Here is a 17,039-nt window from a genome sequence, read left to right on the forward strand (position 1 = left end):
TTTTAAGAGACCGGCGATTGTAGAGAAGCTGTCCGGCCAGGTCAATTTCCAACCAGTTCCATCGAGCTGAAAAATAGATAAGAAAGAAAAGAAATATAAGCTCTTAAGATGTAATGCTTATGTATGTGTGCTCGACTTTCTGTGGATACCTTTCTGAAAGCCTCGCCGTTCATGGCGTTCACCGTTATTGAAACAGGTGGAAAAGCGGTGTGGCTCTGGTGGGAAGGCTCTGTGAAGCCTGGGGATTAAACTTCGACATATCCACAGACGGGGTCATCCGGAGGTTTCCCACAGTCTTAAACACCGGTCTCAGGCAATGTTATCAACAAGCTTGCCGAGCAGCTTTTCATTGTGCTGGACGCCGCGGATTCGCAGTGGCATGGGTCGGGTTCTTGTGGATAACCGGCCTGCGCACGGCTACAATGGCCGCCTTCTTACCTCGACAGAGTCGATAGGAGCTTCCGTGTCGGTGGAACTTTGGCAGCAGTGTGTTGAGCTTTTGCGCGATGAACTGCCTGCTCAGCAATTCAACACATGGATTCGTCCTCTGCAGGTCGAAGGCGACGGCGATGAGCTGCGCGTTTATGCCCCCAACCGTTTCGTGCTCGACTGGGTCAACGAGAAGTACCTGTCGCGCCTGCTTGAGCTGCTGTCCGAGCGCTCGACCGGACTGGCACCGGCACTCTCCCTTCTTATAGGTAGCAAGCGCACCTCCGCCGCCGCCCTGCCCTCTGCCGCCGCCGCTGCGCGTGCCCAGCCGCAGCCAGCCGCAGCCGAATCGGCCGCGCCCGCAGCAGCGGTACAACAGCAGGCCCCCCGCTTCGAGCCGCTGGTTGCCGAGACACCGGAGCCGGAGCCGCCGCGTACCGAGCGGACCGTGCAGGTCGAAGGTGGCCTCAAGCACACCAGTTATCTGAACCGCACCTTCACCTTCGAGAATTTCGTCGAAGGCAAGTCCAACCAGCTGGCACGGGCTGCCGCCTGGCAGGTGGCGGACAATCCGAAGCATGGTTACAACCCGCTCTTCCTTTATGGTGGCGTGGGTTTGGGCAAGACCCACCTGATGCATGCGGTGGGCAACCATCTGCTGAAGAAGAATCCGAATGCCAAAGTGGTGTACCTGCATTCGGAGCGTTTCGTCGCCGACATGGTCAAGGCCCTGCAGCTCAACGCCATCAACGAATTCAAGCGCTTCTATCGTTCGGTGGATGCGCTGCTGATCGATGACATCCAGTTCTTCGCGAAGAAGGAGCGCTCTCAGGAAGAGTTCTTCCATACTTTCAATGCGCTGCTCGAAGGCGGCCAGCAGGTCATCCTTACCAGTGACCGCTATCCGAAGGAGATCGATGGGCTCGAGGAGCGCCTGAAGTCGCGTTTCGGCTGGGGGTTGACCGTAGCGGTCGAGCCGCCCGAACTGGAGACCCGCGTGGCGATCCTGATGAAGAAGGCGGATCAGGCCAAGGTGGACCTGCCCCATGATGCGGCCTTCTTCATTGCCCAGCGTATTCGCTCCAATGTCCGCGAACTCGAGGGTGCGCTGAAGCGCGTGATCGCTCATGCCCACTTCATGGGCCGCGACATCACCATCGAGCTGATCCGTGAGTCGCTGAAAGACCTGCTGGCGTTGCAGGATAAACTGGTCAGCGTCGACAATATTCAGCGCACCGTGGCCGAGTACTACAAGATCAAGATTTCCGATCTGCTGTCCAAGCGGCGTTCCCGTTCGGTCGCGCGTCCTCGGCAAGTGGCCATGGCCCTCTCCAAGGAATTGACCAACCACAGCCTGCCGGAGATCGGCGACGCGTTCGGCGGTCGGGATCACACCACGGTGCTGCACGCCTGCCGTAAGATCGCCGAATTGCGGGAAACGGATGCGGACATACGCGAAGACTACAAGAATTTGCTGCGAACTTTGACAACCTGAGTGCGACCCAATCTATAGGCAAGGGACCAGACCATGCATTTTTCCATTCAGCGCGAAGCCCTGTTGAAACCCCTGCAACTGGTTGCTGGCGTCGTCGAGCGCCGTCAGACCTTGCCGGTGCTGTCCAACGTTCTTCTCGTCGTACAGGGGCAGCAGCTGTCGCTGACCGGTACCGACTTGGAAGTCGAACTGGTGGGCCGTGTCGCGCTGGAAGATGCCGCCGAGCCTGGCGAGATCACCGTGCCTGCGCGCAAGCTCATGGACATCTGCAAGAGCCTGCCGAGCGATGCGCTGATCAGCATTCGCCTGGATGACCAGAAGGTCGTCATCAAGTCGGGGCGCAGCCGCTTCACGCTGTCGACCCTGCCGGCCAACGATTTCCCTACCGTGGAAGAAGGTCCGGGCTCGCTGTCATTCACCGTCGCGCAGGGCAAGCTGCGCAAGCTCATCGAGCGCAGCGCGTTCGCCATGGCCCAGCAGGATGTGCGCTATTACCTCAACGGCATGCTGATCGAAGTGTCCAGCGGCATGTTGCGTGCCGTCGCCACCGATGGCCATCGCCTGGCCATGTGTTCGATGCAGGCCGGCATCGAACAGCCCGATCGCCACCAGGTGATCGTTCCGCGCAAGGGTATTCTGGAACTGGCGCGCCTGCTCAACGACCAGGATGCCGAGGTCAGCATCGTGCTGGGTCAGCATCACATTCGCGCCACCACCGGCGAGTTCACCTTCACCTCCAAGTTGGTGGATGGCAAGTTCCCCGACTACGAGCGCGTGCTGCCGCGGGGCGGTGACAAACTGGTGGTCGGTGATCGCCAGCTGCTGCGCGAGGCGTTCAGTCGCACCGCGATCCTCTCCAACGAAAAGTACCGCGGCATTCGCCTGCAGCTGGAAAGCGGCCTGTTGAAAATCCAGGCCAACAACCCGGAGCAGGAGGAAGCCGAGGAAGAAGTCGCCGTCGACTACAACGGCGGTTCGCTGGAGATCGGTTTCAACGTCAGCTATCTGCTCGATGTCCTCGGCGTGATGACTACCGAGCAGGTGCGGCTGATTCTCTCCGACGCCAACAGCAGCGCGCTGGTGCAGGAGTTCGATAACGACGATTCCGCCTACGTCGTGATGCCGATGCGTCTGTAACCCCGCTTAATGTCCCTCAGCCGTCTCTCCGTCACCGGGGTTCGCAATCTGCACCCGGTGACGCTGACCCCTTCCCCGCGCATCAACATCCTCTTCGGCGACAACGGCAGCGGCAAGACGAGCCTGCTGGAAGCCATCCATCTGCTCGGCCTCGCACGTTCCTTTCGCAGTATTCGACTGAATCCGGTAATCACCTACGAGCAACCGGCTTGCACGGTGTTCGGCCAGGTCGAGCTTCCGGACCAGCACAGTCGAGCCCTGGGCGTCTCCAGAGATCGCAGTGGCGAAGTCCGAATTCGTATCGATGGGCAGAGCGTTCGCTCTGCCGCCGAGTTGGCTGACACCCTGCCGCTGCAGCTGATCAACCCTGACAGTTTCCGCTTGCTGGAGGGCGCTCCCAAACTGCGCAGGCAGTTCCTCGATTGGGGGGTGTTCCACGTGGAACATCGATTCATGAGTGCCTGGCAGCGCCTGCAGCAGGCCCTGCGGCAACGGAACTCATGGCTCCGGCATGGTACACTGGACGGCGCTTCGGACGCTGCCTGGAGCCGGGAACTGAGCCTGGCCAGCGACGAGATCGATGGTTATCGCCGGGCTTACATCCAAGCGCTGAAACCGGTCTTCGAGACCACGCTCAAGGCGCTGTTGGACCTGGATGGCCTGACCCTGAGCTATTACCGCGGTTGGGACAAGGATCGGCCACTGGTCGATGTACTGGCTTCGTCACTGGAGCGCGATCGCGCAATGGGCCATACGCAGTCCGGCCCGCAGCGCGCGGATCTGCGACTGAAGGTTGGCAGTCATAACGCGGCTGAAGTGTTGTCGCGTGGGCAACAGAAGCTGGTGGTGTGTGCGTTGCGCATTGCCCAAGGTCATCTCGTCAGCGAGGCCAAGCGCGGGCAATGCATTTATCTGGTCGACGACCTGCCCTCGGAGCTGGATGCGCAGCACCGACTGGCGTTGTGCAGGTTGCTCGAACAGCTGAACTGTCAGGTGTTTATTACCTGCGTCGATTCAACCGTTTTGCAAGAAGGCTGGGGTGAACAGACACCAGTCTCAATGTTTCACGTGGAACATGGGCAAATCACCCAGCTCCACGGCCCCTCGGGAGTGAAGGCATGAGTGAGAACCACACGTACGACTCTTCGAGCATCAAGGTACTGAAAGGTCTTGATGCCGTGCGTAAGCGCCCTGGCATGTATATCGGCGACACCGATGACGGCACCGGCCTGCACCACATGGTCTTCGAAGTCGTCGATAACTCGATCGATGAAGCGCTGGCCGGCTACTGCAGCGATATTTCCATCACCATCCATACCGATGAATCCATCACCGTGCGCGATAACGGCCGCGGCATTCCGGTGGATATTCACGAAGAAGGCGTATCGGCAGCCGAGGTCATCATGACCGTGCTGCACGCAGGCGGTAAGTTCGACGACAACTCCTACAAGGTATCCGGTGGCCTGCACGGCGTGGGTGTCTCGGTAGTGAATGCATTGTCCGAGGAGCTGCTGCTGACCATCCGCCGCGAAGGCAAGGTGTGGGAACAGCTCTATCGCCATGGTGTCCCGCAAGCGCCGCTCGCGGCCGTGGGCGAGACCGATACGTCGGGCACGCAGATCCATTTCAAACCCTCCGCCGAGACCTTCCAGAACATCCATTTCAGCTGGGACATTCTGGCCAAGCGTCTCCGCGAACTGTCCTTTCTCAATTCCGGCGTGGGTATCGTTCTGCGCGACGAACGCACGGCCAAGGAAGAACTGTTCAAGTACGAAGGCGGCCTCAGCGCCTTCGTCGCCTACCTGAACACCAACAAGACCGCGGTGAATCAGGTGTTCCACTTCAACGTCCAGCGTGACGATGGCGTCGGCGTGGAAGTCGCGCTGCAGTGGAACGACAGCTTCAACGAGAACATCCTCTGCTTTACCAACAACATTCCCCAGCGTGACGGCGGCACTCACCTGGCCGGCTTCCGCTCCGCACTGACGCGTAACCTGAACAACTACATCGAGCAGGAAGGCCTGGCGAAGAAGCACAAGATCGCCACCACCGGTGACGATGCGCGTGAAGGTCTGACCGCGATCATCTCGGTCAAGGTGCCGGATCCGAAGTTCAGTTCCCAGACCAAGGACAAGCTGGTTTCCTCCGAGGTGAAGACCGCGGTGGAACAGGAGATGGGCAAGTACTTCGCCGACTTCCTGCTGGAGCATCCAAACGAGGCGAAGGCGGTAGTCGGCAAGATGATCGACGCTGCCCGCGCCCGTGAGGCTGCGCGCAAGGCACGGGAAATGACCCGGCGCAAAGGCGCGCTGGATATCGCCGGCCTGCCGGGCAAGCTTGCCGACTGTCAGGAGAAGGATCCTGCGCTGTCCGAACTGTACATCGTGGAGGGTGACTCCGCGGGTGGCTCGGCCAAGCAGGGCCGCAATCGCAAGACCCAGGCGATCCTCCCGCTCAAGGGCAAGATTCTCAACGTCGAGAAGGCACGCTTCGACAAGATGCTCTCGTCCCAGGAAGTCGGCACGCTGATCACCGCGCTGGGTTGCGGCATCGGCCGCGAGGAATACAACATCGACAAGCTGCGGTACCACAACATCATCATCATGACCGATGCTGACGTCGACGGTTCGCACATCCGCACCCTGCTGCTGACCTTCTTCTTCCGCCAGTTGCCCGAGCTGATCGAGCGTGGCTACGTGTATATCGCGCAACCGCCGCTATACAAGGTCAAGCGCGGCAAGCAGGAGCAGTACATCAAGGACGACGAGGCGATGGAGGAATACCTCACCCAGTCGGCCCTCGAAGAGGCGAGCCTGCACGTCAACGAGGACGCCCCAGGCCTCGCCGGCGAAGCGCTGGAAAGACTGGTCAACGACTACCGTACGGTGATGAAGACTCTGCAGCGCCTGTCGCGGCTGTACCCACTGGAGCTGACCGAGCACTTCATCTATCTGCCTCGGGTCACGCTCGAGCAGCTGGCTGACCACTCCGCGATGCAGGCCTGGCTCGAGCAGTACAGCGCGCGGCTCAAGGGCGGCGAGCGGTCCGGGCTGGTCTACAACCTCAGCCTGCGCGAGGACAAGGAACGCCACCTGTGGCTCCCGGAGGTGGAGATCAGCTCCCACGGCCTGGCCAGCTACATCACCTTCAACCGTGATTTCTTCGGCAGCAACGATTACCGCACGGTGACCGCGCTGGGCGAGAAGCTCAACAGTCTGCTGGAAGAAGGTGCCTATGTGCAGCGTGGCGAGCGCAAGAAGCCGGTCGCCAGCTTCAAGGAAGCGCTGGACTGGCTGATGAATGAGGGCACCCGTCGACACAGCGTTCAGCGCTACAAGGGTCTCGGCGAGATGAACCCGGACCAACTCTGGGAAACCACCATGGACCCGAACGTCCGGCGCATGCTCAAGGTGACGATCGAAGACGCCATCGCGGCGGACCAGATCTTCAACACGCTGATGGGCGATGCAGTGGAACCCCGCCGGGAGTTCATCGAAACCAACGCACTGGCGGTCTCGAATCTGGACTTCTGATGCGGTTGTAGGTGGACAAAGTTATCTGCCCATTCGGCCAAAGTTAGAGGGTTAGGCCAAAGTTAATTGCCTGCTGCCCTCCTCCTGGAAACCCCGGTTGACTGAAAGGTCTGCCGGGGTTTTGTCGTTCATGGGGAATTGATTTTTCGGGCTTCAAGTGGCGTCGACTTGTAGAATCGAGCCCACATTTTTCTGATACGCCTAGGCGGCATGGCAGCAATCGCCAGGTGCTGGGCGTCGTGCTTTGTATAGGGATTGATTTACCCATGGCTGACAAGCTGTCACTCGAAACGCTGGAGTCCTGGCTCTGGGAGTCCGCCAACATCCTGCGCGGTTCCATCGACTCCTCCGACTTCAAGAACTACATCTTCGGCCTGCTCTTCCTCAAACGTTACAACGATGTGTTCGAAGAGCGTATTGCCAAGCTGATGAAGGACGAAGGCCTGAGCTTTGGCGATGCTCAGGATGAGATTGAGGATAAATGGGGCAAATTCCCGATTAGTGCCCGTTGGTTCGATCTGATATCTCGCACCGAGAATATTGGTGAAGCCCTCGATAAGGCTTTCGCGACCATCGAGGCCAACAACCCTGAACTGCAACATGTGTTGACCGCTACGCAGTACGGCGATAAGCGGGTGCTGTCGGATGCCACCTTGCAGCGTTTGCTGCGCCACTTTAACCAGTACAAGCTGGGCAATGACGACCTGTACAAGGCCGACATGCTGGGCGATGCCTACGAGTATCTGATCAAGCAGTTTGCCGACGACGCCGGTAAAAAAGGTGGCGAGTTCTATACGCCCAAGGCCGTGGTGCAATTAGTGGTTGAGCTGATTGATCCGCAACCCGGCCACAGTGTGTATGACCCCACCTGCGGCAGTGGCGGCATGCTGGTTGAGAGCGCCCACCATGTGTCCAACTTGCCCAATGGCACCCTGATGGGCAAGCCTAACGTGCTCCTTTACGGGCAAGAAAAGAACCTGGGCACCTGGGCTATCGCCAAGCTCAATCTTTACCTGCACAACATGCACGCCTCCATTGAGCGTGGAGACACTCTTGAACCGCCCCGACTTCCCCGGAGGCTCCAACTCTTGAGAGGATGGAGCTATGAAATCATCGACGAAGTATTCCCCTGAAGTCCGTGAGCGGGCGGTTCGGCTTGTAGTGGAACACCAGGACGACCATGAGTCGGAGTGGGCTGCGATCTGCTCGATCGCCGCCAAGATCGGTTGTACTGCTGAAACGCTGCGCCGCTGGGTGCGCCAGACCGAACGCGACAGCGGCAAACGTGAAGGCCAGACCACCAGCGAACGCGAGCGGATCAAGTCCCTGGAGCGTGAAGTGCGTGAGTTGCGTCAGGCCAACGAGATCCTGCGCAAGGCGTCCGCATATTTTGCTCAGGCGGAGCTCGACCGCCGCTTCAAGCCATGAAGGCGTTCATCGACGAATACCGTGCGGTTTATGGAGTCGAGCCGATCTGCCGGGTGCTGCCGATCGCTCCATCGACCTACTACGCGCATGCACGCTGCCAGACCGACCCCGAGCGACGCTCTCGGCGAGCACGACGTGACGATGTGTTGAGCACGCATATTCAACGGGTCTGGAACGAAAACTTCCACGTCTACGGTGCGCGCAAGGTCTGGCGCCAACTCAGGCGTGAAGGCGTGGTAGCGGCGCGCTGTACGGTGGAGCGGCTGATGCGTCGGCTGGGGCTCAAAGGCGTCGTGCGCGGCAAACCAGTCAAGACCACTGTCAGCGACAAGGCGACTCCGTGCCCGCTGGACAAGGTCAATCGCCAGTTCCGCGCCGAGCGGCCAAACGCGCTCTGGGTGTCGGACTTCACCTACGTCAGTACCTGGCAAGGCTTCGTCTATGTGGCCTTCGTCATCGACGTGTTCGCCCGACGGATCGTTGGCTGGCGGGTCTCCAGTTCGGCCCGTACCGACTTCGTTCTCGATGCGCTGGAGCAGGCCTTGTATGCCCGCCGCCCGGTCGATCAAGGCGGCCTCATCCATCACAGCGACCGCGGCGTGCAATATGTTTCTATCCGCTACACCGAGCGCCTGGCCGAAGCTGGCGTCGAGCCCTCGGTGGGCAGCGTAGGCGACTCCTATGACAATGCCTTGGCCGAGACCATCAACGGCCTGTACAAAGCCGAGGTAATCCACCGGCGGTCATGGCAGAGCCGCGAGGCGGTGGAACTGGCAACGCTGGCATGGGTGGACTGGTTCAACCACCGACGATTGCTGGAGCCCATCGGGAACATACCGCCGGCGGAAGCCGAAGCGATCTACTATCGACACCTTACCGAGTCTGCCCAAGCGGCATGACTCACACCAAAGAGCCTCCGGACAATGCGGGGCGGTTCACTCTGGTTGAGCCCAAGCATCTAGACGGTGACTATCTGAAGACCTTCGACCGGGTAATTGCCAATCCGCCGTTCTCGGCCAAGTCCTGGTGGACTCCGTTGGAGCTAAGCAACGAGAACGAGCAGGAGAATGGCAAGAAGGCCAAAGCGCCAAACTACAAGCAGGTCAGCGACCCTTTCGGTCGACTGGTCTATGGCATCCCGCCGCGAGGCTATGCCGACCTCGCTTTCGCTCAACATATGCTGGCCAGTCTCAAGGCTGATGGCCGTATGGGGGTCATCCTGCCCCACGGTGTACTGTTCCGTAGCGGCGAGGAAGGCAAGATTCGCGAGGGGCTTCTGTTCGGCACAGATGCGGCTAACGGCAATCAGGCGGGTGATCTGATTGAGGCCATCGTGGGCCTACCGTCGGCCCTTTTCTATAACACCGGTATTCCGGCCTGTGTGTTGATACTTAATAAGCAGAAACCTGCTGCACTTAAGGGCAAGGTCATCATCATCGATGCCAGCCGTGACTACTTAGAAGGCAAGGCGCAAAACAGTCTTCGCGTTGAAGACATCACGCGCATCGTTAATACCCATAAGGCGGCATTTGAGCAGCAAGTCGAGGTTGAGAACTACTGTCGGGTCGTGACGCTAGACGAAATCCTCAGCAACGCCGGTAACCTCAATATTGCCCGTTATATTGATAACGGTAAGTCCGATGACGCGGTGGACGTGACAGCCACCTTGGCGAAACTAGCGGCACTCGCCGATGAAGAGGCGCAGATTGATGTGCGGTTAAATGGTTATCTGATGGAGTTGGGTCTGCTGGAGATCGGGGCATGAGCCAAGGCGTTTCCGGCTCGCTTCAGGACACGCCTATCGGAGCCGTCACATCCGACTGGGAAATGGGCGTAATTGGAGACTTTGTCACCGCGCTGCAAGCAGGTGTTAGCGTCAATGCTGTTGAAACTGACTCTGGATGTGTTGGCGCTGATGGAAAATTGACCCACCCTGCCGATTGAAATTTGACCCAGGGCGGATTGCTGATTTTGTTACCAGCAACTGTGGATAAGTCTACCAGCGCAGCTGCTGTTGCCCCCACTCCTTCGCTAGCCCAGTTCAGTTGTTTAAGACCTGCCACACGCAGCCATGTAGCAGGCCGTCGTCGCCATGAAATCAGAACGGCTCATCGTCCTCCGGTTCCTGGCCGCCCTTACGCTTTCGCTCCCGTGATTTGATCTTGGCCTGGGCCGCCAAGCTACTGTGTTGCAGGCGATAGGACTCGTTACCGGTTTCGACGATATGGCAGTGGTGGGTCAGCCGATCCAGCAGGGCGGTGGTCATCTTGGCGTCGCCGAACACGCTCGACCATTCGGCGAAGCTCAGGTTGGTGGTGATCACCACGCTGGTGTGTTCGTACAGCTTGGACAGCAGGTGAAACAGCAACGCACCGCCAGCCTGGCTGAACGGCAGATAACCCAGTTCGTCGAGGATGACCAGATCCATGCGCAGCAGTGCCTGGGCGATCCGCCCGGCTTTGCCGTCGTGTTTTTCGCGCTCCAGCAGATTGACCAGATCGACCGTGGAGTAGAAGCGCACGCGCTTACCGTGCCGGGTGATGCCGGACACGGCCAGCGCGGTGGCTAGGTGGGTTTTACCGGTGCCTGGCCCACCGATCAGCACCACGTTCTGCGCGGTGTCGGTAAAGGCCAGGCTGGCCAGCTCGCTGATCAGGCGTGCGTCGGCGCTAGAGGCGTTGAAATCGAAGCTGGCCAGATCGCGGTGCATCGGCAGCTTGGCCATGTTCATCTGGTGGCTCACCGAGCGCATGGCGCGATCTGTGTGCTCTTGTTCCAGCAGGTGTTCGAGCAGCCACTTGGACGAGGCTGTGTTCGACTCACCCTGTGCAGTTAACTCCGCCCAGGCCGTGGCCATGCCGTGCAGGCGCAGCTCCTTGAGTTCCGCCATCAAATCACGCATGACCGACCTCCTCGGCCTGGCCACGCAGGCGGTCGTAGCGCGCCGTGTTAGCGACGGGGGCTTCCTTGAGCGACAAGTGGGTTTCGACGCTGGGTGGTGGTTCGGTCGCGGCCAGGCGCGCCACGACATTGAGGATGTGTTCGGCGCTCAGGCTGCCGCTTTCCAGTACCAGCTCAACAGCCACCAGCACCGCATCGAGCCCGGCGACTGGTACGGCAGCCAGAACTTGCGCCATGATCCGGTCACCGCCGGCATGACGCTCCAGACCGTGCTTAAGCTGACGCAGCGGCGCCGGCAGATCAGCAAAGGGCGCGCCGTTGCGCAGCGCACCGGGCTTGCGTTCGATCAGCGGGAGGTAGTGCTGCCAGTCATAGCTGACCTGGTCGCGATCCAGCAAGCGGACATGGCTGGCGATCAGCGCGTCGTCAGCCACCACCTCGATTCGCGTCGGATACAAACGGCTGCTGACCCACTTACCCGCGTACTCACACGGCACCGAGTAGCGGTTGCGCCCGACGCTGACCAGGCAGGTGCTGGAGACCCGCGCAGGCCGCTCGACGTAACCGTCGAATGGCGCTGGCACAGGCATCAGTTCAGCGCGCTCCAACTCCAGCACTTCGGCCACACTCAGCCCGCTGTATTGAGGGTGCGTCAGCTCGTTCCAAAGCGCGCGGCAGCGCTGGCCCAGCCAGGCATTGAGTTCCTCGACGGAGTGAAACTGGCAGTCCTGGGCGTCTAGCCAGATACGCCTGCGGCTGTCTTGCACGTTCTTTTCAACGATGCCCTTTTCCCAACCAGCGGCGACGTTGCAGAAGTCCGGATCGAACAGGTAATGCGCGCACATCACCGCAAAGCGCGCATTCACCGCCCGGCCTTTGCCCTTATTGACCTTGTCGACGGCGGTCTTCATGTTGTCGTAGATGCCCCGGCGCGGCACGCCGCCCAAGGAGCCGAACGAGCGTGTATGGGCGTCAAATAACATCTCATGGCCCTGGCTCGGATACGCCACAAGCCAGAACGCACGGCTGGCACACAGCTTCAGATGTGCCACCTGCATACGCCGGTAAATGCCGCCGACCAGCAAGCCTTCCTCGCTCCAGTCAAACTGAAACGCCTCGCCAAGAGCAAAGGTCAGCGGCACAAAGGCCTGCGACGCCTTGCCCTGTCCCCCTCGCCAGGCACGGATAAACGCGGTGAGCTGGCTGTAGCCACCGTCATAACCTTCGGCTTTGATTTGCGCCAACAGCGCCTTGGCACTGCGCTGCTGTTGCTTGGGCCGCAGCGAATCGGCTTTTAGCGCCTGCTCCAGCGTGGCGTGAAAAGGGCTGAGTTTGTTGAAGATCGCGCGGCGTTGGTAGACCGGCGGCTTGGCCTCAGGTGCTCTGACCCACTTGCGAATCGTGTTGCGCGCCAACCCGGTGCGCTTGGCTATCTCATGCAGCGACAGCTTGTCGCGGAAATACATCCGGCGGATTTTGCCCATCATTTCCATACTGATCACCCTGTGTTCTCCTGCTCAAAAATTGAGCAGGAGCAGTTGAACACCTGGGTCAGTTTTCAGTCGGCAGAACAGCCTCTACTGGGTCAGTTTTCGGTCAGCGGCAACACCCCGGCCTCGGCTGGGGTTTTCATTTTCAGCATAGGCAGATCAAATCGAAGCGACTGTTTTAATCAATTTCGGAATAGCCCTACTGCGGAGTAGAGTTTGCCCCATTCGAGTCATTCATCTTAAGAGCCCTCAGGGCTAATACACTTTGACGGGGTAAGTCGCCAATGTTGGATTCCAATCTCAAGACCCAGTTGAAAGCCTACCTGGAGAAGGTCACCCAGCCCTTCGAGATCGTCGCGTCCCTCGATGACGGCGAGAAATCCCGGGAGCTGCTGAGCCTGCTGCAGGACATCGCCGGCCTCAGCGACAAGATCACCTTGAAGACCGACGGCGACGATGCGCGCAAGCCGTCGTTCTCGCTCAACCGCATCGGCGGCAACATCAGCCTGCGTTTCGCCGGCATCCCCATGGGCCACGAGTTCACCTCGCTGGTGCTGGCCTTGCTGCAGGTCGGCGGCCACCCGTCGAAGACCGCGCCGGAAGTCATTGAGCAGATCAAGGCGCTCGACGGCGACTACCGCTTCGAAACCTACTTCTCGCTGTCCTGCCAGAACTGCCCGGACGTGGTCCAGGCGCTGAACCTGATGGCCGTGCTCAACCCGAACGTCAAGCACGTGGCCATCGACGGCGCGCTGTTCCAGGATGAAGTCGAAGCGCGGCAGATCATGTCGGTGCCGAGCATCTACCTCAACGGCGAGCTGTTCACCCAGGGCCGCATGAGCGAGGAAGAGATCCTCGCCAAGCTCGACACCGGTTCCAGCGCCCGTGATGCCGAGAAGCTCAAGGCCAAGGACGCCTTCGACGTGCTGGTGGTCGGCGGCGGCCCGGCTGGCGCCGCAGCGGCCATCTACGCCGCGCGCAAGGGCGTCCGCACCGGCGTCGCGGCCGAGCGCTTCGGCGGTCAGGTGCTGGACACCATGGCCATCGAGAACTTCATCTCGGTGAAGGAAACCGAAGGCCCGAAACTGGCCCGCGCGCTGGAAGAGCACGTGCGCGAGTACGAGGTCGACATCATGAACCTGCAGCGCGCCAGCCAGCTGATCCCGGCTGGTGCCGATGGCCTGCACCGGGTGCAGTTCGAGAACGGCGGCGAGCTCAAGGCCAAGACCCTGATCCTCGCCACTGGCGCGCGCTGGCGCGAAATGAACGTGCCGGGCGAGCAGGAATACCGCGGCCGCGGCGTCGCCTACTGCCCGCACTGCGACGGCCCGCTGTTCAAGGGCAAGCGCGTGGCGGTGATCGGCGGTGGCAACTCCGGCGTGGAAGCGGCCATCGACCTGGCCGGCATCGTCGCCCACGTGACCCTGCTGGAATTCGGCGAAGACCTGCGTGCCGACGCCGTGCTGCAGCGCAAGCTCAACAGCCTGCCCAACGTCCGCGTGCTGAAGATGGCGCAGACCACCGAGGTCAAGGGCGACGGCCAGAAGGTCACGGGCCTGGTCTACAAGGACCGCACCAACGACGAGGTGCACAGCGTCGAGCTGGAAGGCATCTTCGTGCAGATCGGCCTGCTGCCCAACAGCGAATGGCTCAAGGGCACCCTGGAGCTGTCGCGTTTCGGCGAGATCATCGTCGACGCCAAGGGCCAGACCAGCATCCCCGGCGTGTTCGCCGCCGGTGACGTGACCACGGTGCCGTACAAGCAGATCGTGATCGCCGTCGGTGAAGGCGCCAAGGCCTCGCTGAGCGCCTTCGATCACCTGATCCGCACCTCCGCGCCGGCCTGATCGGGCTCGGCAAACAAAAAGGGGAGCAACCTGAGGTTGCTCCCCTTTTTCGCGTTCACGGCCGGCGTTCCTTCAGCCGGCGTATAGCACGCAGCGATTGCGCCCGCCGTGCTTGGCCTGATAGAGCGCCTGATCGGCCTGTTGCAGCAGGCGTTCGTAGTCGGGGTGACCGTCGTGCACCGCCATACCGATGCTGACCGTCACCTGCAGCACCTCGCCGCTGGACAGGCGGAAGTGCTCGCGGGCGATGCGTTCGCGCAGTTTCTCGGCAGCCGCCAGCGCCTTGTTGGTATCGATGTCCACCAGCACCAGCAGGAACTCTTCGCCCCCCAGGCGGAACGCATAGTCGCCGCCGCGGGTGTTGCTCGCCAGCAGCGCGCCGACCTGCTGAAGAATCTGGTCGCCAGCGTCGTGGCCATGGGTGTCGTTGATGCGCTTGAAGTGATCGACGTCGATGGCGAGCACACCGAAGGTGTTGTTCGACTGGCGCGCGTAGAGCACTTCCTTGGCCATCACCACCGGCAGGAATTTTCGATTGAGCAGCCGCGTCAGGACATCACGGCCAGCCTCCAGATCGTTGGCCTGCTCGAACAGGCTGTCGAGCAGGAACTTGATCGAGCGCGTCTGCTCGCGGATCTGATGCAGCTTGCCCAGGCGTCCGGCGGCATCGTCCAGCGTGGCGATGACCTTGAGCTCTTCATCGATCTGCGTGATGTACTCGAGGATGCTCGCGCTCTCCGGTGAGCCCTGGAAGGCATGGGAAGCCTTGTGGCGGAACCACAGGCCGAACTCGGAGCCGGCCAGCTGCGGCAGCGTGCCGGTGAGGTTGCCGATGGCCAGGTCGAACATCAGCTGGTTCTCCCAGTCCAGCAGTGCCGCGCGCTGGCGCTCCTTCTCGACACCGATGTTCTGCGACACGGAGAACAGCCGATAGGCTTCCTCGGCTCGCGAGTTGCGGTCATGGGACTGGGAATAGGCGAAGCAGATGATCTCCACCGCCAGGTCGATCAGGTCGGCCCCCATGCGCGCGGCCTTGCGCCTGATCGGCTCGGCGAGCTCGCGTTGTTCCAGCAACTGGCGCAGGCGACCCTTGAGCGAGCGGGAGCCGCGCAGCACCAGGCTGACCGGTATCTCGATACGCGCGTGGATGTCGCCGACCTTGCGCTGCAGGTCGATCACGGCATTAAGGTCGCTGTGGGCCGTCGATGAACAGACCGTCACGATCCACTTCTGCATCGATTTGCCGAGGCGGTTCTTCACCTGATCGTGGGACAGGAAGCTGGCCGAATGGGGATCGGCGAGCATCTGCGAATAGAAGTGCTCGGCCAGTTCCTGGCTCTTCTCGGCGGTCACCGCCTGCAGAGCGGCGGCGGCTTCGGCCGGATAGCCGTCCAGCAGGCGCAGCCACTCGGCGACCAGCTGATGGTTGGGTATTTGCTGCATAGGGACTCGCTAGGTTGGGCGGGCGTCCCTGCCGGCCCCGGCGTTGATCAGTGGGTCGGACGACCCTGTACTTCGAGCTGACTGACTTGCGCGTTGACCCAGTCTTCGGCGCGCTGGTTGAGTTCGGCGACAGCGCGCGGGCCTTCGCTCTCGGCCATCATCGGCGGGCCGATGACTACCTGGATGGTGCCGGGGCGCTTGCCCCAGCCTGCCTTGGGCCAGAACATGCCGGCGTTGTGGGCGATCGGCAGCACCGGCAGACCGGCATTGACTGCCAGCGCCGCGCCGCTGCGGGAGAACTTGGCCGGCTGGCCGACCGGTACACGGGTGCCTTCCGGAAAGATCAGCACCCAGGCGCCCTGCTCCAGTCGCTCGTGACCCTGCTTGGCGACCTGGCGCAGCGCCGCCTTTGGGTTGCCGCGGTCGATGGCGATGGGCTTGAGCAGCATGATCGCCCAGCCGAAGAACGGCACCCGCAGCAACTCGCGCTTGAGCACCTGGGTCAGCGGCTCGAAGTAGGCCGAAAGAAAGAAGGTCTCCCAGGTGCTCTGGTGCTTGGCCAGGATCACGCAGGGACGCGCCGGTACGTTCTCCGCTCCATGCACTTCGTAGCGCAGGCCGACCAGCGTCTTGCCCAGCCAGATGGCGCAGCGGCACCAGTTCTGCACCACGAAGCGATAGCGGGCGCGAAACGCCATGAAGGGCGCGAACACCAGACTCACCAGGCACCAGACGAAGGCGGTGAAGGCCAGCAGGAAATAGAACAGCACGATGCGGAGGGGAAACAGGAGGCTCATCGAGAACTCTCGAGTAGATGATCGACTACGGCGGCCAGGTCATCGAATACCTGCGTACCCGGCGGCAGCGTACCTTCCAGAGTGCGCAGGCCCTTGCCGGTCCTGACCAGGTAGGGGACGCCACCCAGCAGCATGCCGGCATGCAGATCGCGATGGCTGTCACCCACCACCGGAACGCCCTTGAGATCGGCCAGGCCGAAGTGCTCGGCGATGGTGCGAAACATCCCGGGCTTGGGCTTGCGGCAGTCGCAACCATCGTCCGGGCCGTGGGGGCAATGCACGATGAGGTCGATGCGCCCGCCCTGCCCCATCACCAGCTGTTGCATTTTGAAGTGCATGTCGCCGAGGGTGCTCAGGTCGAACTTGCCGCGCGCCACGCCGGACTGGTTGGTGGCCACCGCCACCGTCCAGCCGGCCTTGCACAGCCGCGCAATCGCCTCCAGCGACCCGGGAATGGGAATCCACTCCTCCACCGACTTGACGTACTCGTCGGAGTCCTCGTTGATCACGCCGTCGCGGTCCAGCACGATCAGCTTCAC

Annotated in this window: 14 protein-coding genes and 1 other annotated feature; of the genes, 9 read left to right on the top strand and 5 right to left on the bottom strand. The window is 61.1% G+C overall.

What is annotated here, in order from left to right; genetic code table 11:
- Nucleotides 1–463: 463 nt before the first annotated feature.
- From dnaA to PSTAB_RS21015, 8 genes are all read left to right on the top strand, one after another.
- Nucleotides 464–1,924, top strand: a complete 1,461-nt coding sequence (gene dnaA / locus PSTAB_RS00005; RefSeq protein ID WP_013981173.1) for a chromosomal replication initiator protein DnaA — start codon at nucleotides 464–466, stop codon at nucleotides 1,922–1,924.
- 33 nt (nucleotides 1,925–1,957) lie between these two features.
- Nucleotides 1,958–3,061 (top strand): DNA polymerase III subunit beta, encoded by a 1,104-nt coding sequence (gene dnaN / locus PSTAB_RS00010; RefSeq protein ID WP_011911253.1) that lies wholly within the window; start codon nucleotides 1,958–1,960, stop codon nucleotides 3,059–3,061.
- Between the two features lie 9 nt (nucleotides 3,062–3,070).
- The gene (gene recF, locus PSTAB_RS00015) at nucleotides 3,071–4,183 is read left to right on the top strand and encodes a DNA replication/repair protein RecF (protein ID WP_013981174.1); all 1,113 of its coding nucleotides are present in this window, start codon (nucleotides 3,071–3,073) and stop codon (nucleotides 4,181–4,183) included.
- Nucleotides 4,180–6,594, top strand: a complete 2,415-nt coding sequence (gene gyrB / locus PSTAB_RS00020) for a DNA topoisomerase (ATP-hydrolyzing) subunit B (RefSeq protein ID WP_013981175.1) — start codon at nucleotides 4,180–4,182, stop codon at nucleotides 6,592–6,594. Before recF ends, gyrB begins: the two co-directional genes overlap by 4 nt.
- Before the next feature lie 266 nt (nucleotides 6,595–6,860).
- Nucleotides 6,861–7,727 carry a class I SAM-dependent DNA methyltransferase gene (locus PSTAB_RS00025; protein ID WP_013981176.1) on the top strand — a complete coding sequence of 289 codons (867 nt, stop codon included), beginning with the start codon at nucleotides 6,861–6,863 and terminating at the stop codon, nucleotides 7,725–7,727.
- Nucleotides 7,699–8,921, top strand: a protein-coding gene (locus PSTAB_RS00035) for an IS3 family transposase (protein WP_125884310.1) whose coding sequence is annotated in 2 segments (ribosomal slippage) — nucleotides 7,699–7,984 and nucleotides 7,984–8,921 — 1,224 coding nt in all. Because the reading frame shifts where the segments join, the coding sequence is not laid out codon by codon here. Before PSTAB_RS00025 ends, PSTAB_RS00035 begins: the two co-directional genes overlap by 29 nt.
- Nucleotides 7,977–8,093 (top strand) — a sequence feature (AL1L pseudoknot). (Overlaps the previous gene by 117 nt.)
- Entirely contained in the window at nucleotides 8,918–9,787 is an 870-nt protein-coding gene (locus tag PSTAB_RS00040) for an N-6 DNA methylase (protein WP_013981179.1), read from the top strand. Before PSTAB_RS00035 ends, PSTAB_RS00040 begins: the two co-directional genes overlap by 4 nt.
- The gene (locus PSTAB_RS21015; protein WP_080564956.1) at nucleotides 9,784–9,966 is read left to right on the top strand and encodes a hypothetical protein; all 183 of its coding nucleotides are present in this window, start codon (nucleotides 9,784–9,786) and stop codon (nucleotides 9,964–9,966) included. The genes PSTAB_RS00040 and PSTAB_RS21015 overlap by 4 nt, the downstream gene beginning before the upstream one ends.
- A 154-nt stretch (nucleotides 9,967–10,120) precedes the next feature.
- Here the strand turns inward: PSTAB_RS21015 and istB are convergent, their stop codons facing one another.
- A complete protein-coding gene (gene istB, locus PSTAB_RS00045; RefSeq protein WP_011911830.1) occupies nucleotides 10,121–10,924 on the bottom strand; it encodes an IS21-like element ISPst3 family helper ATPase IstB in 804 nt (267 codons plus the stop codon).
- Complete coding sequence (istA, locus tag PSTAB_RS00050; RefSeq protein WP_148263431.1) at nucleotides 10,917–12,416, bottom strand: IS21-like element ISPst3 family transposase; 1,500 nt, start codon at nucleotides 12,414–12,416, stop codon at nucleotides 10,917–10,919. Before istA ends, istB begins: the two co-directional genes overlap by 8 nt.
- 281 nt (nucleotides 12,417–12,697) lie before the next feature.
- On the opposite strand from istA, the gene ahpF reads away from it, so the two are divergent.
- Complete coding sequence (gene ahpF, locus PSTAB_RS00055) at nucleotides 12,698–14,260, top strand: alkyl hydroperoxide reductase subunit F (RefSeq protein ID WP_013981181.1); 1,563 nt, start codon at nucleotides 12,698–12,700, stop codon at nucleotides 14,258–14,260.
- 72 nt (nucleotides 14,261–14,332) lie between these two features.
- Here ahpF and PSTAB_RS00060 read toward each other — a convergent pair whose 3' ends face one another.
- The 3 genes from PSTAB_RS00060 to gmhB are packed head-to-tail and all read right to left on the bottom strand — an operon-like array spanning nucleotide 14,333 to nucleotide 17,039.
- Complete coding sequence (locus PSTAB_RS00060; protein ID WP_013981182.1) at nucleotides 14,333–15,703, bottom strand: GGDEF domain-containing protein; 1,371 nt, start codon at nucleotides 15,701–15,703, stop codon at nucleotides 14,333–14,335.
- Nucleotides 15,704–15,750: 47 nt separating this feature from the next.
- Entirely contained in the window at nucleotides 15,751–16,500 is a 750-nt protein-coding gene (locus PSTAB_RS00065; RefSeq protein ID WP_013981183.1) for a lysophospholipid acyltransferase family protein, read from the bottom strand.
- Entirely contained in the window at nucleotides 16,497–17,039 is a 543-nt protein-coding gene (gene gmhB / locus PSTAB_RS00070) for a D-glycero-beta-D-manno-heptose 1,7-bisphosphate 7-phosphatase (RefSeq protein ID WP_013981184.1), read from the bottom strand. Before gmhB ends, PSTAB_RS00065 begins: the two co-directional genes overlap by 4 nt.

Origin of the sequence: Stutzerimonas stutzeri, assembly GCF_000219605.1 — a bacterium.
Classification (GTDB): domain Bacteria; phylum Pseudomonadota; class Gammaproteobacteria; order Pseudomonadales; family Pseudomonadaceae; genus Stutzerimonas; species Stutzerimonas stutzeri.

Bases quoted from the DNA above. Each gene is read 5' to 3' on its own strand.
- PSTAB_RS00065 (WP_013981183.1), bottom strand. From the start codon at position 16,500: ATGAGCCTCCTGTTTCCCCTCCGCATCGTGCTGTTCTATTTCCTGCTG.
- istA (WP_148263431.1), bottom strand. From the start codon at position 12,416: ATGGAAATGATGGGCAAAATCCGCCGGATGTATTTCCGCGACAAGCTG.
- PSTAB_RS00040 (WP_013981179.1), top strand. From the start codon at position 8,918: ATGACTCACACCAAAGAGCCTCCGGACAATGCGGGGCGGTTCACTCTG.
- PSTAB_RS00060 (WP_013981182.1), bottom strand. From the start codon at position 15,703: ATGCAGCAAATACCCAACCATCAGCTGGTCGCCGAGTGGCTGCGCCTG.
- PSTAB_RS21015 (WP_080564956.1), top strand. From the start codon at position 9,784: ATGAGCCAAGGCGTTTCCGGCTCGCTTCAGGACACGCCTATCGGAGCC.
- dnaN (WP_011911253.1), top strand. From the start codon at position 1,958: ATGCATTTTTCCATTCAGCGCGAAGCCCTGTTGAAACCCCTGCAACTG.
- ahpF (WP_013981181.1), top strand. From the start codon at position 12,698: ATGTTGGATTCCAATCTCAAGACCCAGTTGAAAGCCTACCTGGAGAAG.
- recF (WP_013981174.1), top strand. From the start codon at position 3,071: ATGTCCCTCAGCCGTCTCTCCGTCACCGGGGTTCGCAATCTGCACCCG.
- istB (WP_011911830.1), bottom strand. From the start codon at position 10,924: ATGCGTGATTTGATGGCGGAACTCAAGGAGCTGCGCCTGCACGGCATG.
- gyrB (WP_013981175.1), top strand. From the start codon at position 4,180: ATGAGTGAGAACCACACGTACGACTCTTCGAGCATCAAGGTACTGAAA.
- PSTAB_RS00025 (WP_013981176.1), top strand. From the start codon at position 6,861: ATGGCTGACAAGCTGTCACTCGAAACGCTGGAGTCCTGGCTCTGGGAG.